The organism is Planotetraspora thailandica (assembly GCF_016863335.1).
Taxonomy (GTDB): domain Bacteria; phylum Actinomycetota; class Actinomycetes; order Streptosporangiales; family Streptosporangiaceae; genus Planotetraspora; species Planotetraspora thailandica.
This window is the reverse complement of sequence record NZ_BOOR01000021.1, coordinates 31,465-57,255: the sequence shown is the minus strand read 5'-3', so window position 1 is coordinate 57,255 and position 25,791 is coordinate 31,465. Positions and strand designations below refer to the sequence as shown.

18 protein-coding genes are annotated in these 25,791 nt (G+C 69.3%); 1 reads left to right on the top strand and 17 read right to left on the bottom strand.

Annotated elements, in window-relative coordinates:
- Positions 1-521: 521 nt before the first annotated feature.
- Genes Pth03_RS15525 through Pth03_RS15510 form a run of 4 tightly spaced genes read right to left on the bottom strand, consistent with a single transcriptional unit; the run spans position 522 to position 5,287 of the window.
- Complete coding sequence (locus Pth03_RS15525; RefSeq protein ID WP_203944970.1) at positions 522-2,318, bottom strand: glycoside hydrolase family 127 protein; 1,797 nt, start codon at positions 2,316-2,318, stop codon at positions 522-524.
- A complete protein-coding gene (locus Pth03_RS15520; RefSeq protein WP_203944969.1) occupies positions 2,311-3,108 on the bottom strand; it encodes a carbohydrate ABC transporter permease in 798 nt (265 codons plus the stop codon). Before Pth03_RS15520 ends, Pth03_RS15525 begins: the two co-directional genes overlap by 8 nt.
- Positions 3,105-4,016 (bottom strand): carbohydrate ABC transporter permease, encoded by a 912-nt coding sequence (locus Pth03_RS15515; RefSeq protein ID WP_239119065.1) that lies wholly within the window; start codon positions 4,014-4,016, stop codon positions 3,105-3,107. The genes Pth03_RS15520 and Pth03_RS15515 overlap by 4 nt, the downstream gene beginning before the upstream one ends.
- Positions 4,013-5,287, bottom strand: a complete 1,275-nt coding sequence (locus tag Pth03_RS15510) for an ABC transporter substrate-binding protein (protein WP_203944968.1) — start codon at positions 5,285-5,287, stop codon at positions 4,013-4,015. Before Pth03_RS15510 ends, Pth03_RS15515 begins: the two co-directional genes overlap by 4 nt.
- A 384-nt stretch (positions 5,288-5,671) precedes the next feature.
- On the opposite strand from Pth03_RS15510, the gene Pth03_RS15505 reads away from it, so the two are divergent.
- Positions 5,672-6,694 carry a LacI family DNA-binding transcriptional regulator gene (locus tag Pth03_RS15505; protein ID WP_203944967.1) on the top strand — a complete coding sequence of 341 codons (1,023 nt, stop codon included), beginning with the start codon at positions 5,672-5,674 and terminating at the stop codon, positions 6,692-6,694.
- A gap of 23 nt (positions 6,695-6,717) precedes the next feature.
- On the opposite strand, the gene yjfF is transcribed toward Pth03_RS15505, so the two are convergent.
- From yjfF to Pth03_RS15440, 13 genes are all read right to left on the bottom strand, one after another.
- A complete protein-coding gene (yjfF, locus tag Pth03_RS15500) occupies positions 6,718-7,707 on the bottom strand; it encodes a galactofuranose ABC transporter, permease protein YjfF (protein WP_203944966.1) in 990 nt (329 codons plus the stop codon).
- Positions 7,704-8,759, bottom strand: coding sequence for an ABC transporter permease (locus Pth03_RS15495; RefSeq protein ID WP_203944965.1), 1,056 nt, complete (start codon positions 8,757-8,759; stop codon positions 7,704-7,706). Before Pth03_RS15495 ends, yjfF begins: the two co-directional genes overlap by 4 nt.
- Entirely contained in the window at positions 8,756-10,267 is a 1,512-nt protein-coding gene (locus tag Pth03_RS15490) for a sugar ABC transporter ATP-binding protein (protein WP_239119064.1), read from the bottom strand. The genes Pth03_RS15495 and Pth03_RS15490 overlap by 4 nt, the downstream gene beginning before the upstream one ends.
- A 55-nt stretch (positions 10,268-10,322) precedes the next feature.
- Positions 10,323-11,285, bottom strand: a complete 963-nt coding sequence (locus Pth03_RS15485; protein ID WP_203944964.1) for an ABC transporter substrate-binding protein — start codon at positions 11,283-11,285, stop codon at positions 10,323-10,325.
- A 131-nt stretch (positions 11,286-11,416) separates the two neighbouring features.
- Positions 11,417-12,454 carry a LacI family DNA-binding transcriptional regulator gene (locus Pth03_RS15480; RefSeq protein WP_203944963.1) on the bottom strand — a complete coding sequence of 346 codons (1,038 nt, stop codon included), beginning with the start codon at positions 12,452-12,454 and terminating at the stop codon, positions 11,417-11,419.
- 278 nt (positions 12,455-12,732) lie between these two features.
- Positions 12,733-13,623 (bottom strand): EamA family transporter, encoded by an 891-nt coding sequence (locus Pth03_RS15475; protein WP_203944962.1) that lies wholly within the window; start codon positions 13,621-13,623, stop codon positions 12,733-12,735.
- Between the two features lie 290 nt (positions 13,624-13,913).
- The gene (locus Pth03_RS15470; protein ID WP_203944961.1) at positions 13,914-14,666 is read right to left on the bottom strand and encodes a dienelactone hydrolase family protein; all 753 of its coding nucleotides are present in this window, start codon (positions 14,664-14,666) and stop codon (positions 13,914-13,916) included.
- Between the two features lie 158 nt (positions 14,667-14,824).
- A complete protein-coding gene (locus tag Pth03_RS15465) occupies positions 14,825-18,847 on the bottom strand; it encodes a galactose-binding domain-containing protein (protein WP_203944960.1) in 4,023 nt (1,340 codons plus the stop codon).
- Entirely contained in the window at positions 18,844-20,262 is a 1,419-nt protein-coding gene (locus Pth03_RS15460; protein WP_203944959.1) for a glycoside hydrolase family 43 protein, read from the bottom strand. The genes Pth03_RS15465 and Pth03_RS15460 overlap by 4 nt, the downstream gene beginning before the upstream one ends.
- Before the next feature lie 14 nt (positions 20,263-20,276).
- A complete protein-coding gene (locus tag Pth03_RS15455) occupies positions 20,277-22,793 on the bottom strand; it encodes a glycoside hydrolase family 127 protein (RefSeq protein ID WP_203944958.1) in 2,517 nt (838 codons plus the stop codon).
- Positions 22,794-23,286: 493 nt separating this feature from the next.
- Positions 23,287-24,654, bottom strand: coding sequence for a CynX/NimT family MFS transporter (locus Pth03_RS15450; RefSeq protein WP_203944957.1), 1,368 nt, complete (start codon positions 24,652-24,654; stop codon positions 23,287-23,289).
- Positions 24,655-25,008: 354 nt separating this feature from the next.
- Positions 25,009-25,404, bottom strand: coding sequence for a hypothetical protein (locus Pth03_RS15445; RefSeq protein WP_203944956.1), 396 nt, complete (start codon positions 25,402-25,404; stop codon positions 25,009-25,011).
- On the bottom strand, positions 25,401-25,754 hold the full coding sequence (locus tag Pth03_RS15440) for a hypothetical protein (protein WP_203944955.1): 354 nt from the start codon (positions 25,752-25,754) through the stop codon (positions 25,401-25,403). The genes Pth03_RS15445 and Pth03_RS15440 overlap by 4 nt, the downstream gene beginning before the upstream one ends.
- Between the last annotated feature and the right edge of the window lie 37 nt (positions 25,755-25,791).

Below are 25,791 nucleotides of genomic sequence, written 5' to 3'. Positions count from 1 at the left end.
CGCTCACCCTGCGGCCTGCGGATATGCTCTTCGTGATCATGCAGAAGTTCGGCGACAGCCCCCGTGGCCAGCGCCTTCAGTTTTCGTGATCATGCAGTGACAACACCGCACCAGGACCTGAACCCCGCGCGCAGGGCCGGCCATCTCCGTCCGTCCGGCGTGCCACGACGAGGACACGGGAACCACGCCTCCCAGGCCCGCTCGACCCGCTCTCGGATGATCGGCACACCACGGGCCGGCGCCATAGAACTCGGCACCGGCCCGTCCTGCATGATCACCACGCCCGAATCGGCAGGTCACAGAGTGAACGGCCGAACTTCTGCATGATCACGACACACAGATCCGCAGGTCACGAGAGACGTTGTCGAACTTCTGCATGATCACGCGCAGTATCTGCGCACGTCATGATGCCTGCGCCCGAACTTCTGCATGATCACGGCCAAGGGTTGGGGCAGGTCGCAGCGCATACCGGCGAACTTCTGCATGATCACGCCAAACACGTGATCACCACAAACACGCGATCATCCCAAAGGGGGTGGGGGGATTTCGGGGAGCCAGACGCGCATCGTAGCGGGGCCTCGATTGCCCCACCGGTGGTACGGCATGAGCCGCAACGAACCGGCGTCCTCACCCTCCCGGGCCTGCTCCCCCATCCCGTACGGCCAGGCGGCGTCGACGGCGGCATGGCGGTGGGCGGCCACCTCCAGCTCCCTCCCCGAATCGATCTCCACCGGGTTCCCTGACGTGTCCACCTCGATCTCCAGAAGGGGCGGGTCGTCGCCGACCGCCTCGGCGCAGTAGACGAGCGGGCCCCGCTCGACCGCCACGCAACCGCGCACGGCGTCGATCCTCGGGTCGGGCCGGGTCCAGCGGGGTTCCACGGGCAGGTCGAGCCTGATCTCGTCTCCGGCCTGCCACTCCCCCTCCACCTGTGCGTATCCGGGCGCGACCCGGCGGCCGTCCAGGCGGGCGCCGTCGGCCCAGCGAGGCACGCGCAGGGCGATCCGTGAAGGCCCTCCGGCGGACTCCACCACCCGTACGGTCACACCTCCCGACCACGGGTAGCCGGTCTCCACCCGCAGGGTGAGCCCATTGTGGCGGATCTCGGCGGGGGTGAGGTGGTGCACCTGCACGCCCCCGTCGTCGTGCGTCGCGACGTAGGCGGCGAGGCTGGCGAAGGTGCGTGCCAGGTTGTTCGGGCAGCACGACACCGAGAACCACGGGGCGCGCAGCGCGCTCTCGGCCCTCGGGTTCACCCCGTCCACGACCTCCCCCGGCGTCCTGACCTGGAGCGGGTTGGAGTAGAAGAACGTGCGCAGGTCCGCTGCCGGCGAGGCCGCGATCACGTTGTAGAGCACCCGTTCGGCGTGGTCGGCGTAGCACACGTCGCCGGTGGCCAGCAGCAGGCGGTGGGCGAGCATGACGGAGCCGACCCCGGCGCAGGTCTCGACGTAAGCCCGGTCGGGCGGCAGCTCGAAGTCCTCGCCGAACGCCTCGCCCGCGTGCCGGGAGCCGATGCCGCCGGTGATGTAGGTGCGCCGGGCGAGCGCGTGCTCCCACTGCGCCTCGGTCGCCCGAAGCAACTCCTTGTCGCCCGTCTCGACTGCCAGGTCGACCTGGGCGCAGGCCAGGTAGACGGCGCGTACGGCGTGGCCGCGCAACGATTCGGCCTGCCGTACGGGGACGTCGTCCTGGAAGTACTCACGGCCGAGTTCGATGTCGGCGAGCGCGGGCCGGCCGCGCCGTTCGACGAAGCGCCGGGCCATCTCGAGGTACCGTTCGGTCCCCGTCGCCCGGTAGAGCTCGACGAGGGCCATCTCGATCTCGGGGTGCCCGCAGACCTCGCCCGAGTCCATGAAACGGGCGCACACGTGGTCGGCTGCCCGCCGGACGACCTCGGTCAGCGTGTCCTCGCCGTGTGCGCGCAGCCGGGCGACGCCCGCCTGGATGAGGTGGCCGTAGCAGTACAGCTCGTGGCCCCATTCGAAGTCGGCGTAGCGGTCGCCCGACCACTTGGTGTTGAGGTAGCCGTCGGCCTCCTGCGCGCGCGCGACGGTCTGCGCCAGCTCGTCGAACCCGTGGTGGCCGGACCAGGCCATGGCCTCCAGCAGCTTGTAGATCTCCGAGTCGGAGAACTCCCTGCCGCGGCGGGGCTCGCCGCGGAAGTTCCCGATCCATCCGACCCGCTCCGCCCACTCCCACGCGTGGTCGATCACGACCCGGGCGTCGCGGTCGGCCCAGAAGCCGGGCGAGATCCGTACGGAGTCGAGGCCGAGGGGCGCGAGCACCCCGGAGGACGGTGTCACCGGACTAACCACGCAGGGCTCCTGACATGAATCCGCGCACGTAGTGGCGCTGGAGGACGAGGAAGAGCACGAGGCACGGAATGGCCATGACCATGACGCCCGCCTGGAGCATCCCGTAGTCGATGGCGCCGAAGGTGCGTTGCGTCATGCTCACGACGGCGACCGGCAGGGGGAAGTTGGCGCCGTCGTTGAGCAGGATCAGCGGGGCGAAGAAGTCGTTCCACGAGGCGAGGAACGCGAACAGGCCGACGGTGATCAGGCCGGGCCGTACGGCGGGCAGGAGGATGCGGCTGAACGCGCGGAACGTGCCGCAGCCGTCGACCAGCGCCGCCTCCTCCAGCTCCCGGGGGATCGCCTCGAACGAGTTGCGCATCATGTAGAGGGCGAACGGCAGCTGGAACATGACGAAGACCAGGCTGAGCCCGACGAGTGAGTTCTGCAGGCCGATGTAGCCGAGCAGCACGTACAGCGGGATGAGGATGGTCGCGTAGGGCACCATGAGGATGGCCAGCGCGGCCAGGAACAGCAGGTTCTTGCCGGGGAAGCTGAACCGGGCGAAGGCGTAGCCGCCGAGCGCGGCGACCACGAGGGTCCCGGCGACCGTCATGGCGGACACGAGCAGGCTGTTGGTCAGGTAGGTCGGCAGTCCCTCTCCGAACGCGGCCATCTGGGTGTAGTTGCCGAAGCCGTACCCGCCGGCCTGGCCGCTGCCGGGCTGGCCGCGCACCGACGACCAGCCGCTCCAGGCGAGCGGAAAGAGGAACAGGACGGCGAGCGCCGACATCGAGATGTGGTACCTCATGCGCGGCCTCCTCTCAGGACCCGCATCTGCAGGGCGTTGAGCGCGACCAGCGCCACGAGCAGCACGACCGACAGGGCCGCCGCGCCACCCAGGTCGAAGCGGAAGAACGCGTTGCGGTAGATCACCATGACCATCGACACCGTGCTGTTGTCGGGGCCGCCGTTGGTGAAGATGAAGAACTGGTCGAAGGCCAGCAGGGATCCGGTGATGCTCAGAATCAGCATCAGCGCGATGGTGGGCCGCAGCAGCGGCAGCGTGATCTTCGTGAAGATCTGCATCCGGGTCGCGCCGTCGCTGCGGGCGGCCTCGTAGACCTCGACGGGGATGGCCTGCAGCCCGGTCAGCAGGATCAGCATGTTGAACCCGGCGAACCGCCACAGCACGAGCATGATCGTGGAGGTCAGCGCCATGTTCGGGGTGCCGATCCAGTTGACGCCGAGGAAGCCGAACGGGCCGAAGTCGTTGTTGAGCAGGCCGTAGAACAGCAGCGCGGCGGCGGCGAACCCGACCGCGCCCGGCAGGAAGAACGCGGCGCGGTAGAACGCGACGCCGGGCCGCCGTTCCTGTACGGCAAGGGCCAGCCCGAGCGCGAGGAGCGACAGCAGCACGGTGATGATCGCGGTGTATTTCAGCGTGAACAGCACCGAGTCCAGGAACAAAGGGTCCTGCGACACCTTGGCGTAGTTGGCGGGCGCGTTGAACGTGGGGGCGCCGAGCACCGGCCAGCGGTTGAGCGACATCCACACGACCAGCACGAGCGGCACGACGAACAGCACGACGACGATCAGCGCGGTGGGCGCGGCGTAGAGCATCCCGGCCAGTTGCCGGGAGCGCCGCGCGGTGTGGCCCGCCCGGCCCGCGACCGCCTGTGGGTCGCGGACCGGACGGGCGGGAGCGATCCCCGTCACTGCTGAAGCGAGGAGTCGATCGCTCCGTTGAGCGACGCCAGCTTGGACGGGTCGCCGAAGACGGCCTCACGGGCGAAGCGCAGCCACGGCCCCTGCGGGTCGTTGAAGGTCTGGCCGAACTTCAGCGCGTACGGCGTCTGCCCCTTGGCGACCAGCGAGTTGATCAGCACGACGCGCGGGTCCGCCGCGGAGTACTTGTTGTTCGCGAGGTCGGTCCTGGCCGGCACGTCCTTGTTCTTGGCCATGACCTCGACCTGGGCCTCGTCGGAGACCGTCCAGGACAGGAAGTCCCAGGCGGCGTCGGGGTGCTGGGAGGTGGCGGAGATGCCGACCGAGTCGCCGCCGACGAAGGTGGACTCGCCGCCGTCGGGCCCGGCGATGGGGGCCACGCCGATCTTCATGTCCTTGGGCATGAGGCCGAGCGTGGTGGACGGCATCGGCATCACGCCGATGGTGCCCTTGGGGAAGAACCCGGTCCAGGTGGGGCCCTGCTCCTCCTTGGTGGTGGGGCCGGTGACGCCGTTGTCGTACAGGGTGCGGTAGGTCTGGAAGACGTCGGTCATCGGCGACTGATTGACCAGCGACTGCGTGCCGTCCTCGTTCATCACCTGGCCGCCGGCGGCCCAGACGGAGGGCCAGAAGGTGAAGACGTAGCAGCCGCCGCAGTTGCCGCCGAAGAACGTGCCGTGGATCTTGCCGTCCTTGCCGAGTTTCTCCTGGACGGTCGTGGCCTGCTCGGCGAACTCTTTGAGCGTCGTGGGGCCCTTCTCGGGGTCGAGCCCCGCCTTGGCGTACAGGTCCTTGTTCCAGAACCACACCGACAGGTCGAGGGTGTGCGGGAGGGTGTACATCCGCCCGTCGTAGGTGCCGAGCTTCATGTGCGAGGGCGCCAGGGAGTCCTTGAAGGGCAGCTTGGCGACGCGGTCGGTGATGTCCAGGAACAGTCCCTGCGACGTGTAGTTGGGCACGAAGATCACGTCGGCGGCGAACACGTCGGGCAGCTGCTTGGCTCCCGCCGCGGCGGCGATGCGCGGCTGGTAGTTGTCGGTCGGGATGACGGTCAGCTTGACCTGGTTCTTGTGGCTCTTGTTGTAGGCGTCGACCAGACGCTGCGACTGCGCCTGCGTGGCCGCGCGGGTCCACATCGTGATGGTGACGGGCCCGGCGTCCTGCCCGCCCTGCGGGGCCGGTCCGGGCGACCCGCCGCCGCATGCGGCGAGGACGGCGGCCAGGACGCCGGCGGTGGCGACCGCGATCAGCTTCCTCGACATCGGTGCTCCTTGCGTTTTTCGGGGGGAGTTGGGGTGATGCCGTTCCATGTCGCGCCGGCCCCGCGTGGGCGGCATGGACGGCTCCGGGCAACAGCCTCGTGGCAAGCGGTTGCTTGTGGTTGCGTTAACAACCACCCGCCGCACGGGACGCCGCGCTCGTCGGCGGCCCCGCGTGCCGGCAACCGCCGCCCGCGACCGCTGGAGATCTTCCTGAAACAATGAAAAGGTTTTCGGTAACGTAAACGCAGCATGGGCGGCTGTCAATGGGCCGCCAAGTGGCCTCCCGGTTGCCTGATGGCGGCAACACCGGCTAACTTTCAGGCGAATCACCAGTCAGGACCTCCGGCCGTCCTGCGCGGCACCACACAGAAAAGGTTTTCTCTCATGCCTCCTCGACGAGCACGCGCGGCGACCATCACCGACGTGGCCGCGCTGGCCGGGGTGTCGATCGCGACCGCGTCCAAGGCGCTCAACGGGCGCGGCCAGGTGAGGGCCGAGACCCGCGAGCGCGTCTTCCGGGCCGCCGAGGAGCTGTCCTTCGAGCCGAACGCGCTCGCCCGCAGCCTGCTGAGCGGCCAGACCCGCACGGTAGGCCTTCTGACCAGCGACAGCGTGGGCCGGTTCGGCATCCCGGTCATGCTCGGCGCCGAGGACGCCTTCGGCGCGGGGCAGATGGCCGTCCTGCTGTGCGACGCGCGCGGCGACGCGATCCGCGAGCGCCACTACGTGCGCACCCTGCTCGCGCGCCGGGTCGACGGCATCATCGTGGTCGGCGAGAGCACCGACCCGCGCCCGTCGATCAGCAGCGGCCTGCCCGTCCCCGTCGTCTACGCCTACGGACCCTCCGAGGACCCTCAGGACGTCTCGTTCGTCCCCGACGACGTGGCCGGCGCGGCGGAGGCCGTACGGCATCTGCTGGCCACGGGAAGGCGGCGCATCGCCCACGTCACGGGCCCGACGCACTACCAGGCGGCGCGGGAGCGCGCCGTCGGCGCGGCGGGCGTGCTCGACGAGGCGGGGCTCGCCCTGGCGGGCGGCCAGGTGTTCTACGGCGCGTGGTCGCAGCGCTGGGGCCGGCACGCCGCCGAGATCCTGCTGCAGGCCGACCCGTCGGTCGACGCCGTGTTCTGCGGCAGCGACCAGATCGCCGCCGGCTTCGTCGAGGCGGCCAGGGAGGCGGGCCGCCAGGTGCCGGGCGACATCGCGGTGGTGGGCTACGACAACTGGGAGGTCCTGTCCACCGAGACCCGGCCCGCGCTGACGACGGTGGACATGAACCTGGAGTCGCTCGGCCGTACGGCGGCGCAGCACCTGTTCGCCGCCATCGACGGGAAGGCGACCCCCGGCGTGCACCGCATGCCCTGCCACCTGGTCATCCGCGACTCGACCGCGCCGGCGCGCCCCTGAGGCGCGGCGCACCGGCGCGGATGTCACCTGCCGGGTCTCGACGACCCGAGCAGGCGCTGGAGCACGATGAACAGCAGGAGCAGCGCGCCGATGGCGATGCGCGTCCACCACGAACTGAGCGTGCCCTGGAACCTGAGCAGGGTCTGGATCGTGCCGAGCAGCATCACGCCGAGGACGGTTCCGAGCACATAACCGGAGCCGCCGGTCAGCAGGGTGCCGCCGATGACGACGGCGGCGATGGCGTCGAGTTCGGTGCCGACGGCGTGCAGCCCGCTCGCGGAGATCGTGTAGAACGCGAACAGTACGCCGCCGAGCGCCGAGCACAGGCCGCTGACCACGTAGGCGCCGATCCTGATCCTGGTGACCGGCAGGCCCATGAGCAGCGCCGACTGCGCGTTGCCGCCGACGGCGTACACCCCCCGGCCGAATCTCGTGTAGTGCAGCGTCCAGAACGCGGCGGCGAGCACGGCCAGGGCGATGAGCACCGTGGGAGTCAGGTTCATGTCGCCGGGGAGCGGGATGCGGGTCTGCGCCCATTCGGTGAAGAACGGGTTTTTGATCGAGATCTGGTTGACGCTGATGACGAAACACAGCCCCCGGGCGAGGAACATGCCCGCGAGGGTCGCGATGAACGGCTGGATCTCGAAGTGGTGGATGACGTAGCCCATCGCGAACCCGATCCCCGCCCCCACGAGCAGCACCAGCGGGAGCACGACGGCGACCGGCCAGTGCCAGCGTTCGAGAAGGAACGCGCAGAGCATGGCCGACAGCGCCGCCACCGCGCCGACCGACAGGTCGATGCCGCCGGTGAGGATGACGAAGGTCATGCCGATCGCGATGACGAGCAGGAAGCCGTTGTCGATGAACAGGTCGATGACCACCTGGCCGGATCCGAACGCCGGATAGGCGATCGATCCGGCTGTGAACATCGCGACGAGCAGCCCGAGCGTGACCAGCACGGCCACGTGGTCGCGCCGGATCCTGACGCCGGTCCGCGTCCCGAGGACGGTCATGCGCGCACCTCCACGTCGGCGGGGCCCGGTGAGGCGACCGGGTCCGGCGGTGGAGCCCCGGGCCTGCGGCGGAACACCTTGGCCCGGAAGGCGGGTGACTGGATGAGGCAGACGGCCGTGACGACGACCGCCTTGAACACCAGCGTGGTCTGCGGCGGCACGCCGGTCGTGTAGATCGTGGTGGACAACGTCTGGATCACGAGGGCCCCGAGCACCGTGCCCGCCAGCGTGAACCGCCCGCCGGTCAGGGCCGTGCCGCCGATGACCACCGCGAGGATCGCGTCGAGCTCCATCCACAACCCGGCGTTGTTGCCGTCGGCCGTGGAGATGTTCGAGCTGATCATCAGGCCGGCGATGCCGGCGCACACCGCGCAGAAGGTGTAGGCGAGCACGATGAGCCGCCGCGACCGGATCCCGACCAGGCGGGAGGCCTCCGCGTTGCCGCCGATCGCCTCCAGCAGCATGCCCAGGGCGGTCCTCCGTACGGCCAGGCCCGCGAGGGCGACCACCACGGCGGCCACCAGCACGGCGAACGGCACGGTCAGCAGATAGCCTCCGCCGATCAGTTTGTACGGCGGGCTGTTGACGTTGATGTTCTTCCCTGACGTGATGAGCTGGGCGACGCCGCGACCGGCGACCATGAGGATCAGCGTGGCGATGATCGGCTGGATGCCGGCGCGGGCCACGAGCAGCCCGTTCCACAACCCGAGCACGGCGGACAGCCCCAGGGCGAGCCCGACGGCGACCAGCACGCCGGGCACCGATCCCTGGTCGTCCTGGCCGCTGATCATGTAGCAGGCGAGGGCGCCCGAGATGGCCACGACGGCGCCGACCGACAGGTCGATCCCGCCGGTGGCGATGACGCCCGTCATCCCGATGGAGATGAGGATCAGCGGCGCCCCGAACAGGAGGATGTCGATGAGGCTGCCGTAGAGGTGGCCGCCCCGCACCTGGACGGACAGGAAGCCCGGTGTGACGACGACGTTGGCCAGCAGCATCACGACGAGCACGGCCGCCGGCCAGAACAGCCGGTGCCCGGTCACTGTCTTCATGATGTCGTTCCGTTCGCGATGATCTCCAGGACGCCTTCGGGGGTGATCTCCGCGGTGTTGGCGACCTCGGCGATCAGGCGGCGGTCGCGCAGCACCTCGATCTTGTGGCTGATCCGCAGCACCTCCTCCAGCTCGGCGGAGACGAAGAGCACGGCCACGCCGTCCCCGGCGAGGGAGACGACGAGCTTCTGGATCTCCGCCTTGGCCCCGACGTCGATGCCGCGGGTCGGCTCATCGAGGATGAGCAGCTTCGGCCGGGTGATGAGCCAGCGGGCGAGCAGCACCTTCTGCTGGTTGCCGCCGCTGAGGTTGCGCGCCGGCATGTCGGGGTCGGCGGGGCTGATGCGCAGGGCTTCGATGTAACGGCCGACCAGCTCCTGGCGGCGGCTCTGCGACAGCGGACGCAACCATCCTGCGGCCGCCTGCAGGGCGAGCACGATGTTCTCCCCCACGGTGAGGTCTTCGACGAGTCCTTCGCTCTTGCGGTTCTCCGGGCAGAAGGCGACGCCGCGCCCGATCGCCGCGCGGGGCGAGCGCAGGGCCACCGGGTCTCCGGACAGGGTGACCGTGCCGGAGTCGGGGGCGTCGGCGCCGAACATCAGCCGTGCCGCCTCGGTGCGCCCCGAGCCGAGCAGCCCGGCCAGGCCCACCACCTCCCCGGGATGGATCTCCAGGTCGAACGGCTCGATCGCCCCCTTGCGGCCGACGCCCCTGGCCCGCAGCACCGGCTCCGCCTGCACGCGTGCCGACTCGCCGGTCACGTGGAGCTGCTCCAGCGTGCTGAGCGCCCGCCCGGTCATGTGGCCGACGAGGTCGGCCCGGCTGAGCTCCGCCGTACGGAACTCACCGACCAGGCGGCCGTTGCGCAGCACCGTCATGCGGTCGCTGACGTCGTAGACCTGGTCGAGGAAGTGGGAGACGAACAGGACGGCCACCCCGTCGTCACGCAGGCGGCGCATGACGGCGAACAGCTGCTCGACCTCGTCGCGGTCCAGGCTGGAGGTCGGCTCGTCCAGCACCAGCACCTTGGCGGAGACGTCGACCGCCCGCACGATGGCGACCAGTTGCTGTACGGCAAGCGAGCACGAGCCGAGCAGCGCTCCCGGGTCGACGTCGACGTGGAGGCGGGTGAGCAGCTCGCCGGCGCGCCGCCGGATCTCCCGCCACCGGATCATGCCGGCCCTTGCCGGTTCGCGGCCGATGAAGACGTTTTCCGCCACGGTGAGGTTGGGGCAGAGGTTGACCTCCTGGTAGACGGTGCTGATGCCGAGGGCCTGCGCGTGCTGGGGGCCGGTGACCGACACGGGCGTTCCGCCGAGCCGCACCTCCCCCGCGTCGGGCTGGTGCACACCGGTCAGCACCTTGATGAGCGTGGACTTGCCTGCCCCGTTCTCGCCCATGAGGGCGTGGATCTCCCCGGGGTACAGCCGGAGGTCGACGCCCTCCAGCGCCCGCACCCCCGGGAATCCCTTGCTGACGCCGGCCATCTCCAGCACGGCACCGGGCATGCCGGACTCCTCTCCGGAAGAAAGGCGAGGGGCCCCGTCCCCTCGCCGGCGGGTCTCAGTACTTGCGGGTGGGAAGGGCTTCGGCGGCCTGCTGCTGGGTGAAGGTGGTCTCCGTGGTGACGATGCGCTTGTCCACCGGCTGGCCCGCCTTGATCTTCTTCACGATGTCCATGAGCTGGTCGCCGAGGAGCGGGCTGCACTCCGCGATGAAGTTGATCTTTCCGTCGGCCAGCGCCTGCATGCCGTCGTGGACGGCGTCGATCGTGACGATCTTGATGTCCACGCCGGGCTTCTTGCCGGCCTCCTCGATCGCCTGGATGGCGCCGAGACCCATGTCGTCGTTGTGGGCGAAGAGCAGGTCGATCTTGGGGTTGGCCTTGAGGATCGCCTGCATGACCTCCTTGCCGTCGGCACGGGTGAAGTCGCCGCTCTGGGAGGCGATCACCTTGAGGTTGGGGTTGGCCGCGATCTTGCTCTCGAAGCCCTTCTTGCGGTCGATCGCGGGAGCCGAACCGACCGTGCCCTCGAGCTGCACGATGTTCACCGGGCCCGTGGCGTCCTTGTACTCGTCGAGCACCCAGTCACCGACCGCCTCGCCCTCCTTGACGAAGTCGGAGCCGAGGAAGGACACGTAGAGCGACGGGTCGGAGTCCACGGCGCGGTCGGTGAGCACGACCGGAATCTTGGCCGCCTGCGCCTCCTTCAGCACCGCGTCCCAGCCGGTGACCACGACCGGCGAGAAGGCGATGACGTCGACCTTCTGCTGGATGTAGGACCGGATCGTGGCGATCTGGTTCTCCTGCTTCTGCTGCGCGTCGGAGAACTTGAGGTCGATGCCCGCCGCCTGGGCCGACTCCTTGACCGATTTGGTGTTCGCCTCTCGCCAGCCGCTCTCTGAGCCGACCTGCGAGAAGCCGAGCGTGATCTTCCCGGAGTCACCGCCCGAGCCGCCTCCGCAGCCGGTGGCGGCCAACGCCAGCGCCATGGCGGCCAGCAGGGCCGTCAGCTTCCTGTTCATCACTCTCTCCTTGTTTCTTTCTCGGGGGGTGTGGAGGAGTTGGCCATGCCCGCCCGATGTCGACCGAGCTGGCACTTGCTTGTGTTTGCGTTAACATCAATCGGCGCACGAGGCCCCGGCCAGGGGTCGGGTCAGCCGCCGCGTACCCCCGCGCTCTCCCGCACGACGAGCTCCGGCTCCACCTTCAGCCGACGCTCCCCGCGGACGCCGTCGATGCGGTCGAGCGCGAGCTGGAAGGCGAGCCGTCCGACCGTCGCGAAGTCCTGCCTGACGGTGGTCAGCGGCGGCCAGAAGTACGCCGCCTCGGGAATGTCGTCGAACCCGACCACGCTGACGTCTTCCGGCACCCGGCGGCCGGCCTCCCGCAGCGCCCTGAGCAGGCCCAGGGCCATCTGGTCGTTGGCGACGAACACCGCGCTCAGGTCGGGCTCGCCGGCCAGGATCCGGCCGAGCTCGTGGCCCGAGCGGGCCGACCAGTCGCCCACGAGGGGCTTGCGCACCTCGCGGCCCTCGGCCTCCAGCACCGAGCGCCAGCCGGCCACCCGGGCGCTGGCGTCGACCCAGTTGGCCGGGCCGGAGAGGTGCCACACCGTCCGGTGCCCGAGGCTGAGCAGATGGCGGGTGGCGCGGGCGGCGCCGGCGTGCTGGTCGACCATGACCACGGGGAAGGGCACGCCCTCCCCCGCGTCCACGGCCACCACCGGCAGATCCGGCGGCAGGTGCCGCAAGCCGTCGGTCGCCGACTCGTGGGGGGCCACGATGATGACGCCGTCCACCGACTGAGCGATGAGCCGCCCGACGCCCTCGGCGATCGACCTGCGGTTGAGCGCGTCCAGGCTCGCGATGCTGACCGAGTATTCGTTCTGCCTGGCCGCCCGCTCGATCGCGTACAACGTGGACGCCGGGCCGTACTGCGTGGTGTCGAAGCTGACCACGCCGAGGACGCCGGACCTGCCGGTGACCAGCACCCGCGCTGCCGAGTTGGGCCGGTACCCCAGCTCCTGCACGGCCGCCAGAACACGCGCCCGGGTCTCGGGCCGCACCTTCTCGGGGGCGTTGAGCACCCGGGACACCGTCATCGCCGAGACGCCGGCCAGCTCGGCCACGTCCTCCATGACGGCCACCTTGGGCCGGGGAGGAATGTCGCCACGGGGGGAGGGAGTCGCCATGCGTCTTCCTTTCTCGGTGCCCAGAGTGTTTGCGATAACACAAATCCCCGTCAAGACCTGAATTTTCCTGAGTTGTCGACCTGGGACTTCCCGAATTCGGTCGGAACTTAATCTTTCTGGAGTGTTGACGATTATGGTGATATCGCTAACAATCACCGTGCGGTGGGGTGGCGAAGAAGCCGCGCACGGCGGACGCTCATTTCCGCCGTGCGCGGTTCCGGAATGGTCGCCGGGCGGCCGTGCGCGTTTCGCGCACGGCGCCGGTTTCCGCCTGCGCGCTACTCCTGACTGCGGAGTTGCGCGCGGGCCAGGACGGCCACGGCAACCAGCAGGAGTGCCGCGCCCATGATCTGGCCGGGACCCGGCCGTTCGTCCAGCGCGAGGACCCCGATGGCCGCCGCCACCAGCGGCTCCAGAAGCGCGACCACCGAGGCGGTGGTCGCGCCGATCCTGGTCAGCCCCGCGAAGAACAGACCGTAGGCCAGCGCCGTCGGCACCGCCCCCAGGTAACCGAGCACCGGTACGTCCGCCGGTGAGGGAACCAGCTCGTACGGCGCCGCCCCAAGCAGGAGAAACACAGGCAGCAGGAACAACGCCCCGGTGGTGAATCCGGCGACCGCCCTGCCGTACGGGTCGGCGGCCGACGCCCTGGCCAGCAGGGTCGTGGTGGCGTACGCCGCGGCGGAGATCAACGCCCACATCACCCCGAGCGGTGAGGAGGCGCCGTCGCCGCCGCCGGTCATGAGCAGCAGCCCGGTCACGGACAGGGCGACGGCGGCCACCGCGTCACGGCTGAGCGGTTCGCGCAGGAACATCCGGGCGCCGAGGGCGACGAGCACGGGCGTCGCCCCCATCGTGATCATTGTGGCGAGCGCGACGCCGGCCTGCTCGATGGCCGAGAAGTAAGCCACCTGGCAGACCGCCAGCAACGGCCCGGCGAGGGCGGCGTCCCGCCAGTCCCTCCGGCCGATCCGCAGCAGGCGGGGGCGGCGCACCGCGACCAGCAGCGCCGCCCCGATCGTGAACCGCCAGAACGACACGGCGACCGGACCGAGGTCACCGGTGGCGGTGAGCAGTGCTCCGGCCGCTCCGCCGGTTCCCCAGGCGATCGCGGCGATCAGGACGAAGAAGAAGCCCTGCCGTACGGACAGGGCGTGAACATGCGTCATCGTGACGTCTCTCTCGGACGAGTGGTCGATCAGGGCCCTGAAGCGGGCAGAGACCACCGGCCCGGCCACCCGGGCCGGGCTTCGTCAGAGGGAGTCCGCCCGCTAGGAGGCGGGCGGCGGAGAGATGATCAATCGCACGACAGCGACCCTAACAGCAGCGCGCGGGTCCGGAGATTCCGATTCCGGCGGTGTGCGCCTACCCTGGCAGGTGGTCGCCCGAGGCGAGGTCAGGTCGCCTCGGGCGGCCACCGTCGTGGGCCCCGCTCAACCGGGAGCGTCCACGGCCGTCACTACCGTTCGGCCAGGAAGCCCAGGATGCGCCGCCAGGCGTCGGCCGAGGCGTCGGCGAACTCCTCGTTGCCGAGCTCGAAGAACCCGTGGGGCGCGCCCGGATACGTGACGAACTCGTGCGCCACGCCCGCCGAGTCGAGCGCCTCGCCGAAGGTGTCGACGACGGCAGGGCTGATGCCCTCGTCGGCGCCCCCGAACATGCCGAGGACCGGCGCGGTGAAACCGGGCGCGAGCTGGGTCGGCCCCGTCGCGCCGAACAGCTCGTCGGGGTATCCGTACAGGCCGATGACCCCGGCGAAGCCGAACCGCTCCAGCGCGGTCATGAACGCGAATCTGCCGCCCATGCAGAAGCCGAGCGGCACGACCGCCTCGCACCCGCGTCCGCGCAACCACGCCGCCCCCGCGTCGAAGTCGCCGAACAGCTCGTCCCTGTTCAGCTTGCGAAGATGCTCCATGAACGGGAAGTCGGGGCCCCGTTCGCCGGGTCCCGCGGTGCGGCCGAAGTAGTCGACCGCGATCGCCGGATGCCCCTGCTCGGCCAGCCGTACGGCGAGGCTCTCGTAGAAGCCGGACAGGCCGCGGTTGTCGGGCAAAACGAGCACGCCAACAGTGGAGGGGTCAGGGGTGACGGGCAGCGCCTGGTAGGCGCCGATCTCGGCCTGGTCCGCGGAGGTGAGGGTGACCCGCCCCGACGTGGTCGGGCCGGCGGGCGACGCGGCGACGGGAGGCGCGGCGTCAGGTTCGTAACACACGAGCGAATTCCCTTTCTCTGGGAGTTACGCCCGTGATGCTACTCAGAACAAAAAGATTATATTCACATCATAACATCCAAAAATAAATTTATGGCCACTTGCCGATATATATCGAAATACGGCGTGCGCCCGTCGCCAGGCGCACGCCGTACGGTTTCCTATGTCCCGACGGTGACCGTCGCGGACGCGGTGATCGAGGTGCCGGGCACGGTCCCCGTGACGGTGAACGTGCCGGCCTGGGCATAACGCGACGCCGGAATGGCGGCCCACGTGACCGTGGTGCTCACGTTGTCCTTGGAGCCGTCGTTATAGGTGGCGGTCACCGTGGGCGGCATGACGGGGGCCACCCCCACCCGGGTGAACACCGTCTCCGGCTCGATGAAGGTGATGCCGACCGCGCTGGTCGAGCGCACCCACACCGTCGCCGAGGCCGGCAGCGAGGTGCCGTCCACGACGCCCGCGACGGGGAAGCTCGACCCGCCCGCCGCGACCTGCGCCGCCGTGATCGGCGCCCAGGCCACGGGCGAGTTGAGCCGCGACCCGTCGGCGTAGATCTTCGTGGCGGTGGCCGGCAGGGTGGGGATCTGCCCGGCCACGGTGGGCTGGTGGACCGGCCTGACCGACTGCGGGGTCTCCGCGAAGGCCCGCCATTCGAGGATGCCGACCGAGCCCGCCCCGCTGGTGAGCGAAGCACGCAGCCGGGTCGTCGTCACGCCGGGGAAGGTGACCCGGTTGAAGGCGTTCAGCGCCCTCGGATAGGTGCCGGGGATGTCGACGTAGGCGCTGCCGTTCCAGTACTGCAGCTTCCACGAGGCCGGGACGCGCACTCCCCCGCCGTCGTCGAAGAAATACACCTCGGACGCGTTGATGCGCTGGGGCCCCGTCCAGGTCAGCTCCGCCCACTGGGTGCCCGTGTTGGGCCAGGTGCCCCAGCGCGGGTTGACCGTGTCGTTGGAGCTCGGCGGGGTGATGCCGTCGTTGAGCGCGGCCACCGACTCCCACGACGAGGTGTAGGACGCCGACGGGGTCGCGGTCGCCGCGACGTTCACCGCGCCGCTGGACGAACCGCTGACCGTCACCGTCACGTCCGAGGTGGCCGCGGCCGAGCCGTCGCTTCCGGTGAGCCGCACGGTGTAGGTGCCCGCCGCGGTGAACGAGGCGATCGTGGTGGTCGAGCCCGGCGCGGTGAACACGGCCGTGCCCGGCCCGCTCACCACCGACCACGCGCTGGTCAGCGTGCCGTTGGGGAGGGCGTCGTCCTTGACCGTCCCGAGCAGGCGCACCTGCCCCGGCTGGTTGTAGGCGGGGTCCTGCCGGGCCAGCACGTACGGCGCCTGGTTGGCCGACGCCGGAGGAGTCCCCGGGGAGTCGAAGATCTTCACCTCGGTCAGGCCGGTCTTCACCCCCGGTTGGTGGGTCATGAGCACCCGTACCCGCTGGGCGGTGACGGCGGGGAACTGCGAGCGGTTGTAGTTGGCCACCGGCGCCGCCGGCGTCTTGGCCTGGCTCGCCGCGGTCACCCATGAGCTGCCGTTGTAGTACTGGATCTGGTAGCTCGCCGGTTCCGCGTAGCCTCCCGCCACCCGGTCGTCGCGGAAGTGCACCCGCACGTCGTCGAACGTGCGGGCCGAGCCGAGGTCGATCTCGTACCAGTCCTGGGCGTTGGGCGAGCCCTTCGACCCCCAGAACGGCTCGTTGATCGTGAAGCCGTCCACGGCGGCGGCCGTGGATGTGCCCGAGGCCGTGTACGACGCGGTGGCGGGCCTGCCCTGGGCGAGGTCGGCCGCGCCCGCCGTCAGGTTGACGCCGGCCTTCGCGAACAGGTCGACCACCCGGGAGTCGGTCTGCACGACCTGGGCGGGGGCCTGCATGCCGGGAGCCGCCACGTTGTAGGAGACCGTGCCCGTGGTGGTCACCGACCCGGTCGCCGGGTCCCACACCAGCGGCACGAGCGAGTTGACGGTGACCGCCCTGGTGCCGTTGACGTAGATCGAGTAGCCCTGCGGGACGCCGCTGTACTTCACCACGCCGTCGGAGGGGTCGTCCCAGACGATGGTCAGGTCGCTGTTGCGATACCGCAGGTTGTTGACGGTGAAGTTGGGCCAGCCGATGTTGATCGGCGACAACTCGACCTTGCCGTCCGCGCGGGGCCGCAGGCCGGCGACGTCCTCGATGACGGTCCAGTTGCTGCTGCCCAGGATCGTGTGGTGGATCCAGGAACGGTAGCCGATCGACGAGCCGTTCCAGTTGGCCCAGTACTCGTTGGAGTCGGGCCAGGCCGTATTGCCTCCGACGTACTGCGCCCAGGCGTTCCAGTAGAGGAGCTTCTTGTAGTGGTCGGGGGTGACGTAGGAGCTGGGGTAGTTGCGCAGCGCCGAGGAGAACAGGCGGAACTGCACGGTCGAGTTGATCTGGGAGAAGTTGTTGGAGCCCGGGCTGCCCGCCGCCGCGGCGGCCGCCTTGTCCTTCTGGTTGGCCGTATAGAAGGGGAACAGCGGATACTCGGCGGGGTCGTCGAGCAGCCGCAGCGCCTCCCGGTACTGCGCGGTGTTCGGCATCAGGCCCACCGCGTACGGATAGAAGTTGTTGATCTCCTTCCACGGCACGAGCGTGTTGGTGGCGACGTGCCGGTGTTCCAGCACCAGGTCCGTGCTGCTCCACAGCGTGTTGATCACGGCCGACTGGATGTTGGCCGCGATGGTGCGCATCTCGGCGGCCTTGGCCGTGTTGCCGACGGCGTCGTACGCGGCGGCGGAGGCCAGGGCGTTGCTGTAGACGTAGGCCGACTCGGTCCTGTCGAGGTTGCCGCTGCGCCAGTGGAACGACACGGCGTCGGCGTCGTTGCCGGTCAGCGCGCCCCAGTCGTACTCGATGAGGTTGTTGTGGTCGTGGTCGTAGTAGCTGAGCTGGCCCTTGACGTCCTGCTCGGCATAGCGGGCGAGGTTGCCCGCGATGGCCGGCTGGCCGCCGTGGATCTCATAGCTCCGCCAGGCCGCCTCGGAGATGTACTGGGTGTAGCTGTTGGACCAGTTCTCCGGGTCGCCGGGGTTGTCCACGTACCGCCCGTTCTTGGACACCTCGCCCGCCGACACCCACGGCCCGTAGGAGTACATCGGGTTGCGCAGGTATTTGAGGTCGTCGATGAACATGGGCACGGTCAGCGCGATCGCGTTGTTGTACCCGAGCGCTCCCTCGACCGACGTCGGCCACTGGTAGTCCTGGCCCGGGATGTCGGCGTCGAGGTAGTTGAAGCGCATCAGCCACCAGCGGTAGTAGATGTTCTTCTTGATCGCGGGTTCGGGCACGTCGATGTACGGCACGTTCTGCGCCCACCACAGGTTGTAGGCGCGCACGTGCGTCGCGAAGGCCGAAGCCGGGGTGGCCGCCTTGTACGACTGGTAGTCGGTGAGCGAGGCCGGGATCTCGTCGGTGACGAACCCCATCTCGACCTTGGTCGTCACGGTGGCCCCCGCGGCGACGGTGACCGACCGGGTCAGGTCGGTGCCGTTCACGGCGAACCCGTCGCCGGCCAGCCGGGGGAAGATCGTGGTGAGCTTGTTCTTGGCGTCGACGATGCCGGTGAGCTCGTCGCCCTTCGGGGTCTTCGTGTACGGCGAGGTCGCCCGCAGCGTCAGCGTCTGCGCGCTGGACCCGCTGTTGGTGATGGCGAGGTTGGTCACGGCGACGTTGTTCTGGGTGATGAACTTCGTCACGTCGACCCGGATGTTCCCGCTCGTGTGCACGCTCTTCCAGTGGCTGGGCGCCTGCCAGCGCTGGGAGACCTGCTCGGTGAAGGTGCCCGGCGAGATCGCGACCGAGTAGGCGTTCTGGTTGCTGATCGACTCCCAGTAGGCGACCTGCCCGCCGAACCCGATGACCGACGGGTCGTGGGTCTTCATGAAGACCGCCCGGCCACGCGACATCAGCCAGGTGCCCGCCGGGTCGTTGCCCGACCGGGACAGCAGGCGGTCCATCCAGAAGTCCGTGCCCGAACTCTCGGCGTCGTAGATGGCCTGCATCATGTTGCCGGGCGTGTACGCCGCGGGGGGCGCGGGGAAGGCGGGACCGCTGAAGGTGGGGAACCCGATGGTCTGGGCCGCCTGCGCGGCAGGGACGGTGGGCCCGAGCGTGACGGCGGCCAGGAGCACGGCCAGAACGCCGCCGAGGAATCTCCGTCTCATGAGCCCGCCCTCATCGCCATCCACTCAAGGACGCCGGTCGAGTAGCCGGTTCTCGAGGTGATCGACAACCGCAGCCGGGTGGTGCTGACCGGGGTGAACGTCGTGACGTTGTAGGTGTTGCCGGCGACGCCGCACGCCGACTGGCCGGGCACCGCCACGTACGCGCTGCCGTTCCAGTACTGCACCTGGCAGGAGGCGGGCAGGTCGATGCCCTGGTTGTCGTCGAACCAGTAGGTCGCGACCCGGTTGATGTTCTGGGCGCTCGTCCAGCGGTACTCGATCCACTCGGTGCCCTGGTGGTTCCAGTTCCCGTACGCCCCATGGGAGTGGTCGGCCGAGCTCGTCGGCACGAAGCCGTCGTTGATCGCGCCCAGCGTCTCCCAGGACGAGACGAACGACGTGGAGGCCGTGGCGCTCGTCGCGAGGTTGGTGCCGGAGGGTTGCCCGCCGCCCCCCGTGCCGCCGGTGGTCTGAACGACCTTCTGCATGGTGCCGTCGGCGTTCCAGTAGAGCTTGTCGAGGGTCACCGACCTGCGGAAATTGCCGCCGCCCGGGGAGCTCGCGTTGTGGTAGACCATGTACCACTGCCCGTTGAACTCGATGATCGCCGGGTGGTTGGTGGTCGAGGTGACCTGATCGAGCACCACTCCGCGCTGGGTCCACGGCCCGAGTGGGTTGCTCGCGGTGGCGTACCTGATGCAGGCGTAGCCGGGGGCGCTGCAGCCGGAGTCGTTGGCCGCGTACGCCAGGTAGTAGACGCCGTTGCGCTTGAACATCCAGGGCGCCTCCCAGAAGTTGCTGACGCCCTGCGGGGTGATGACCGGTCCGTTCAGCGAGATCATGTCGGAGTTGAGCCTGGCGGCTCTGACCCCGTTGTAGGAGCCCCAGTACATGTAGACCTGGCCGTCGTCGTCGGTGAAGACGGTCGGGTCGATGTTGAGCGGCGAGGAGTTCGGCGTGCTGTCGCTGATCAGCGGGCCACCCTTGGCGTCGCGGAACGGGCCGAGCGGGGTGTCGCCGACCGCGACGCCGATGTCCATCCAGCCGGCGCCGTTCCCGTTGACCGGGACGTACCAGTAGTACTTGCCGTTGTGGGGCTCGACCTCCCCGGCCCAGGCGTCGGCCCCGGCCCAGGGGAAGTTGGCGAGCGACAACTTGGCGCCCTGATCGGTGAACGTGGTCGCGTCGGTCGAGGTGAACACGTGCCAGTCGCGCATGACGAAGTTGGTGCCGCCGGTCGCCGCCTCGTCGTGGCCCGTGTAGAGGTACAAGGTGTTGCCGACGACCAGCGCGGCCGGGTCGGCCGTGTAGATCGCGGTGGTGATCGGCGCGGCCCCGAGCGCGGGACCCGCGCCGAGCACGGCCAGGCCGAGTGCGCACACCGCGGCGCACAGTCTTCTGATGTGGCGTCTCATCCCGGTTCCGGACATCACAGGGCTCCGATTTCTGCGGCGGAAAGGGCGCGGCTGTAGAGGCGGAAGTCGTCGAGTTGCCCGTTCAGGTACGGGTCGGCGTACTGCGAGCGGCCCAGGTAGTTGGCGGTGGTCGCGCCGAGCCCGCTCGGGCGCAGCGTGACGGCGGCGTTGCGGGCCGCCTCGGCGCGGTTGACGTAGAGGATGCAGAGGTTGCCCGACAACGTGACGGCGACGTGGGTCCACACGCCCGTGGGCAGCGCCGCGGGCGCGTCGACGCGCTGCTCGGCGCCCGCTCCCCCGGTGGTGATGGCGAACCTGGCGGTGCCCGAGCCGCTGCTCGGGGTCAGGAACATGTTGGCCGTGGCCCCGGTGCCGAAGTCGAAGATCCGCGACCAGTTGGCGAGCGTGGTGAGCCTCACCCAGCACGCCACGGTGAAGTCGCCGACGCCCGACAGCACGCCGTTCGGGAGCCGGACATATCCGTTGGAGCCGCCCAGGCTGAGCGCGTTTCCGGTACGGCCGGCCACCCACGAGACCCCGCCGGACACCGTGCCCGGGTTGCCGCTGCCGGAGGCGTCGGCGGCGGTCGTGCCCGAGGTCTCGTCGAAGCGGTACCACGCCAGCAGCGGCGGCCGGGCGGCGGTCACCGACCAGTAGACGGTGTAGTTCTGGTGGTGGGTCTTGTAGAAGGGCGCGAGCGTCACGTTGGCGCCGTTCGCACGTGCGGTGAACTGCAGCGGCGTCGTGGTGGGCGCGATCGTCGCCGGGTCGAGGGACGGCAGGGCGCTGAGCGTGGCCGAGCCGTACTGACCGGCCAGCACGATCCCGCCGTATTTCACGGCCTGCACCGACGCGTTGTCCGGGGTGCGCTCCAGCGTGATCGCCATCGGCAGGGTCACGTCGACGACGTCGCCGGTCGCCCAGGTGCGGTCGACGGTCACGTAGGCGCCGGGCGTCACGCCGGTCTGGGCCGCGCCGTTCACCCGCACCTGTGCTCCCGTGGCCCACGAGGGGATGCGGATCTTCAAGGCGATGTGGCCGCCGCCCGCCGTGATGGTCAGCCGGGTCGAGGCCTGCTCGGGGAAGGTCGTGTCCTGCCGTACGGAGATCCCGCGGGCGGCCCAGGTGAGCTGGGAGGCGATGAAGAGGTTGACGTAGAGGGTCTCGCCGGAGAAGAAGTAGATCGAGTCGGCGTATTTGGTGTTGCTCTCCATTCCCGAGCCGTGGTCGCAGGTGAAGTCGTTGTAGTCGTTGCTGTAGGTCTTGTGGCCACCCGCGCGCAACGGCGTGTAGTAGGTGACGAACCCGTGCGCCGACTGCGGGTCCTGCTGGCCGAGCACCTGGTTGAACAGCGCCTTCTCGTAGTAGTCCATGTAGTCGGCGCGTGTGGGATCGGTGAAGAAGAGCTGGCGGGCCAGCTTCAGCATGTTGTAGGTGTTGCAGACCTCGCAGGTCGTGTCGCTGAGCTGGGAGGCGATGGCGTCGGGCTGCTGGAAGTACTCCCCGTTGCTGTTGCCGCCGATGACGTAGCTGTGGTGCCCGATGACGGTGTCCCAGAAGTAGGTCGCGATGTCGCGGTACCGCTGGGTTCCGGTGGCGTGATATTCGCGGATCGCGCCAATGATCTTCGGGATCTGCGTGTTGGCGTGCTTTCCGGCGAGCTGATCCTGCCGGTTGGCGAGCGGGTTGAGGATGACCGCGTGGTCGAACCGCTGCGCGCTGGTCAGGGCGGCGGCGTCCCCGGTGGCCTGGTAGATGTTGGCCAGCACCTCGGGCATGCCGCCGAACTCGGTCTGCAGCGCGGCCTGCATCTGGGCGGTGGTGAGCCGGGCGGTGCGGGTGTTCACCCAGCCGGCCATGCGCTGCAGCACCGTCAGGGCCTGGGCGTTGCCCGCGAGGAGATATTGGTCGAGCAGCCCCGCCATGATCTTGTGGATCGTGTAATAGGGGGCCCAGACCGACTGGCCGCTCTCCAGCCGGTCGAAGAAGCTTTCCGGGAAGGCCGAAAGATAGCCGTTGGACTTCTGGCATTTGGCCAGTTCGGCGACGAGGTAGTCGCCTTTGGTCTTGTGCGCGGCGGTGCCGGTGTTGGCGTAGGACTGGGCGAGCGCGCTCAGCAGGTGGCCGGTCGAGTGGCCGCGAAGCTCGGTCGTCGGCGATTCCCATCCCCCGCAGGGCGTGGCGGAGGAGGCCAGCCCGGCGTTCAGCCGGAAGGTGTGCAGCAGGCGGTCGGCGTCGACGAAGGTCAGGTAGCTCGCGGTGCGCCCCGTGTTGCTCTTGAACGGGCCGTCGAGCAGGGTCACCTGGGACAGGGGGAACGGGAAGACCGACACGCCGAAGTCGGCGCGCGCGGCGGCCAGGGAGGCTGCCGGGGCTTGAGCGGCGGCTCTGGCCGCTTGGGCGGCTCGGGCGGCAGGCGAGGCCTGGGCTGCGCTGGAGGCCTGGGCGGCCGGCGCGGCCGCCCCGGTGGCGATCACACCGGCCACCGTGCCACCGGCCACCTTCATGAAGTCACGACGGTCGAAGGGCATGGATCACGCTCCACTCTTCTGCACCTAGCGCTAGCTTGTTGTGAGCGCTAACAACTTGATGCCGCGGTAACCCCTGACGATTGCGTCCGGCGATCGCCGGACATGTTTCCGTGAGGTTTCCCCGAGTGTTTGCGGTAACAGGTTCCGCCGTCAAGACCCACTTTTTCAGGAAATGCACGTATGCATCCTGAGCAGGGGTTTTCCTGCGAGTGCGGATGGAGCGAATTTTGATATAAGGCGTGTTTGCGCTAACACGTTTTTAACATTCTCCGGTACGGCTCACGCGCCTTACACGCGCGGAGCCGTACCGGAGAAAAGGGCGCTTGCCTGCGACCCGCGCGGTTGTGCCGCGGCGGGGAGGCGCGCCCGGGGAAGCCGGGGCCACGTGTGGGCGCGGCCCCGGCGGTCGAGTTTCCGCGGCACTTGCGCCGCCCCCGCGGTGGCGCAAGCAACAGGGCGGCCGCTCGTCCGGGAAGTCTCCGGGAAGTCGGGGTCAGACGGGAACCGCGATGTCGCGCTCCTCACGGGCCGTTCCGCTCCCCCGCGGATCCGCGTCCACCGTGGGCACGGAACCGGCGGCGAGGACCGGCTCTCCCGCGACGGAGGCAGCCGAGGTGTCCGCGGCCGGCTCGCCCGACGCGGCGTGCCTGCCCTTGCGGAGGGCGTGGAACTCGTCCTCGAGCGTGCGATCGGCCCCGGCGTACCAGCCGGTGACGACCTGGGCGACGACCGCCAGGAACAGCAGGCCGAACGACACCGTCCAGCCGCCGCTCACCTGGTGGAGCACCCCGAAGGCCAGGGGCCCCACGCCCGCGATCAGATAGCCCGTGCTCTGCCCGAAGGCCGACAGTCCCGCGGTGGCCTGTGCCGTACGCGTGCGCAGGGCGAGCATCGACAACGCGAGGGGGAACGTGCCCATGGCGACGGCCACGAGCAGCGACGAGACCCACAGGGCCTGCCCGGCCATCAGGCCGACGAAGCCCGCCACGTACAGAACGGCGAAGCCGACCACGAGCGGCCGCTGGTCGCGAAAGCGGGTAGCCAGCGACGGCACGACCAGAGAGATCGGGACGCCCAGACCGGTGAAGACGGCCAGAACAGTCCCGGCCTGGGCCGAGGTGTACCCGTGATCCCGAAGGATCTCGGGAAGCCAGCCGAACATTACATACGCGATGAGCGACTGTGACCCGAAATAACCGGCGATCGCCCAGGCCAGCTTCGTGCGGACGAGATCGCCGGATCCCGTGCGCGTGGAGGTGCGGGGCCGCTCCGGCTCACTGCGCGAAAGCGCAAGCCACGGAATGGCGGCGACAGCGGCCAGAGCCGCCCACACTCCCAGCGCGATGTGCCAGTTCCCGTCGGCCACCCGCTGGATGGGCACGGTCGCAGCGGCGGCGACCATGGTTCCTGCGGCGAGGGCCGTCGAGTAGACGGTCGTCATGGCACCCGCACGGCGGGGAAAGTGCTGCTTGATGAGGGTCGGGATGACCACGTTGCCGATGGCGCCGCCCGAAAGGGCCACCACGCTGCCGGCGAGGAAGACAAGGCTGTCATCCACGAAGGCGCGCAGCGTGATGCCGGAGGTGAGCAGCGCGAGCGCGGCCAGCAACAGCCGGCGCTCTCCGATCATGCGGGCGAATGAGGGCGTGAGCGCGCCGAATGCGGCGAAGCTCAGCACCGGCAGCGTCGTCAGCAACCCGGTGGTCACACCCGACATGCCGAGGCCCGAGCTGATCTGGTCGAGGACCGGACCTACACTCGTCACCGCCGTCCTCAGGTTGAGCGCCGCCAACGCGATTCCCGCGGCGATCAGCCAGGCGATCGACCGATTGCCCTTCCTGTGCGAGACGACGGCAGCCATGCCGGGTTCCACTTCCTTTAAAAACGATCGTCCAGTCATCCCATGTTTCGACAACCGTATCAACCTTCGTATTCCCCACCAAACCCACACCCCCCACCTCCCCCCAGCGGCCACCTGCCCGTGATCATGCAGAAGTTCGCCCGCACCCCAGATGACCTGGCCACACACTGCCCGTGATCATGCAGAACTTCGCGCGCGGCCCCGACGACCTCGCCGCACTCTCCCCGTGATCATGCAGAAGTTCGAGATCATGCCCTATGACCTGGCCATACGCATTTCGTGATCATGCAGAAGTTCGCGCACAACCCCACTGACCTGGCCGTACGAACTTCGTGATCATGCAGTGGGCGCGAACTAAGAAGCCGGGCGGCGGCGCAACAACCAGAACAACCCGATCACAGGAAGGACGAGCGGCACGAACCCGTAACCGCTGCCGAAATCGGACCACACGGTGGCGTCGGGGAACGCCTGGGAATCGGCGATGCTGAGCGTGCCGACGATCAGGACGCCGGCCAGTTCCACCGAGCAGGCCGCAAGGGCCAGACCCCGGTTGCCCCGCGCCAGCGCCACGGTCAGCACGATGTAGACGACGGCCGCGAAGGCTGACAACAGGTAGGCGAGCGGGGCCTCTGAGAACTTCGTGGCGATCTGCACACCGGCCCGCGAGGTGGCGGCCAGGGCGAACACCCCGTAGACGGCCACGAGCACCCGTCCCGGGCCCGACTTCACTCCAGGGTCGTTGCTGATCATGCGGCGCCGTTCCAGATCTGAAGCAGCCGTCCGGTCATGACGGCGACGGTGAAGGCGGCCACCGCGATGACCCCGGGCCCCCAGCGGGTGCGCTCGGCGGTCCCCCACCAGAGGGCGGCAGGCGGGATGATCACTGTGCCCGCGAGGTAGCCGATGAAGGTGGCCTTGTCGCGCACGTGGCCGAGCCCGCCCAGGGCGAACCCCGCCTGGACCAGCAGCGCCAGTTCGAGCAGCGCGAGCCCGGCGAGCAGCACGAGCCCCATCGGCCGGTCACGGACGGCCATGATCACCGCGATCAGGGCGAGAACGATTCCGGCGGCGATGACCCACCCCGAATAGGCGGCCGTCATCGCGCGTCACCGATCGGGGGCGTGGCGGGCATGGCCA

Excerpts from the sequence above, each read along its gene's own strand:
- Pth03_RS15520 (WP_203944969.1), bottom strand. The coding sequence starts at position 3,108 with ATGAGGTACCACATCTCGATGTCGGCGCTCGCCGTCCTGTTCCTCTTT.
- Pth03_RS15510 (WP_203944968.1), bottom strand. The coding sequence starts at position 5,287 with ATGTCGAGGAAGCTGATCGCGGTCGCCACCGCCGGCGTCCTGGCCGCC.
- Pth03_RS15505 (WP_203944967.1), top strand. The coding sequence starts at position 5,672 with ATGCCTCCTCGACGAGCACGCGCGGCGACCATCACCGACGTGGCCGCG.
- yjfF (WP_203944966.1), bottom strand. The coding sequence starts at position 7,707 with ATGACCGTCCTCGGGACGCGGACCGGCGTCAGGATCCGGCGCGACCAC.
- Pth03_RS15495 (WP_203944965.1), bottom strand. The coding sequence starts at position 8,759 with ATGAAGACAGTGACCGGGCACCGGCTGTTCTGGCCGGCGGCCGTGCTC.
- Pth03_RS15490 (WP_239119064.1), bottom strand. The coding sequence starts at position 10,267 with ATGCCCGGTGCCGTGCTGGAGATGGCCGGCGTCAGCAAGGGATTCCCG.
- Pth03_RS15485 (WP_203944964.1), bottom strand. The coding sequence starts at position 11,285 with ATGAACAGGAAGCTGACGGCCCTGCTGGCCGCCATGGCGCTGGCGTTG.
- Pth03_RS15480 (WP_203944963.1), bottom strand. The coding sequence starts at position 12,454 with ATGGCGACTCCCTCCCCCCGTGGCGACATTCCTCCCCGGCCCAAGGTG.
- Pth03_RS15475 (WP_203944962.1), bottom strand. The coding sequence starts at position 13,623 with ATGACGCATGTTCACGCCCTGTCCGTACGGCAGGGCTTCTTCTTCGTC.
- Pth03_RS15465 (WP_203944960.1), bottom strand. The coding sequence starts at position 18,847 with ATGAGACGGAGATTCCTCGGCGGCGTTCTGGCCGTGCTCCTGGCCGCC.
- Pth03_RS15460 (WP_203944959.1), bottom strand. The coding sequence starts at position 20,262 with ATGAGACGCCACATCAGAAGACTGTGCGCCGCGGTGTGCGCACTCGGC.
- Pth03_RS15455 (WP_203944958.1), bottom strand. The coding sequence starts at position 22,793 with ATGCCCTTCGACCGTCGTGACTTCATGAAGGTGGCCGGTGGCACGGTG.
- Pth03_RS15450 (WP_203944957.1), bottom strand. The coding sequence starts at position 24,654 with ATGGCTGCCGTCGTCTCGCACAGGAAGGGCAATCGGTCGATCGCCTGG.
- Pth03_RS15445 (WP_203944956.1), bottom strand. The coding sequence starts at position 25,404 with ATGATCAGCAACGACCCTGGAGTGAAGTCGGGCCCGGGACGGGTGCTC.
- Pth03_RS15440 (WP_203944955.1), bottom strand. The coding sequence starts at position 25,754 with ATGACGGCCGCCTATTCGGGGTGGGTCATCGCCGCCGGAATCGTTCTC.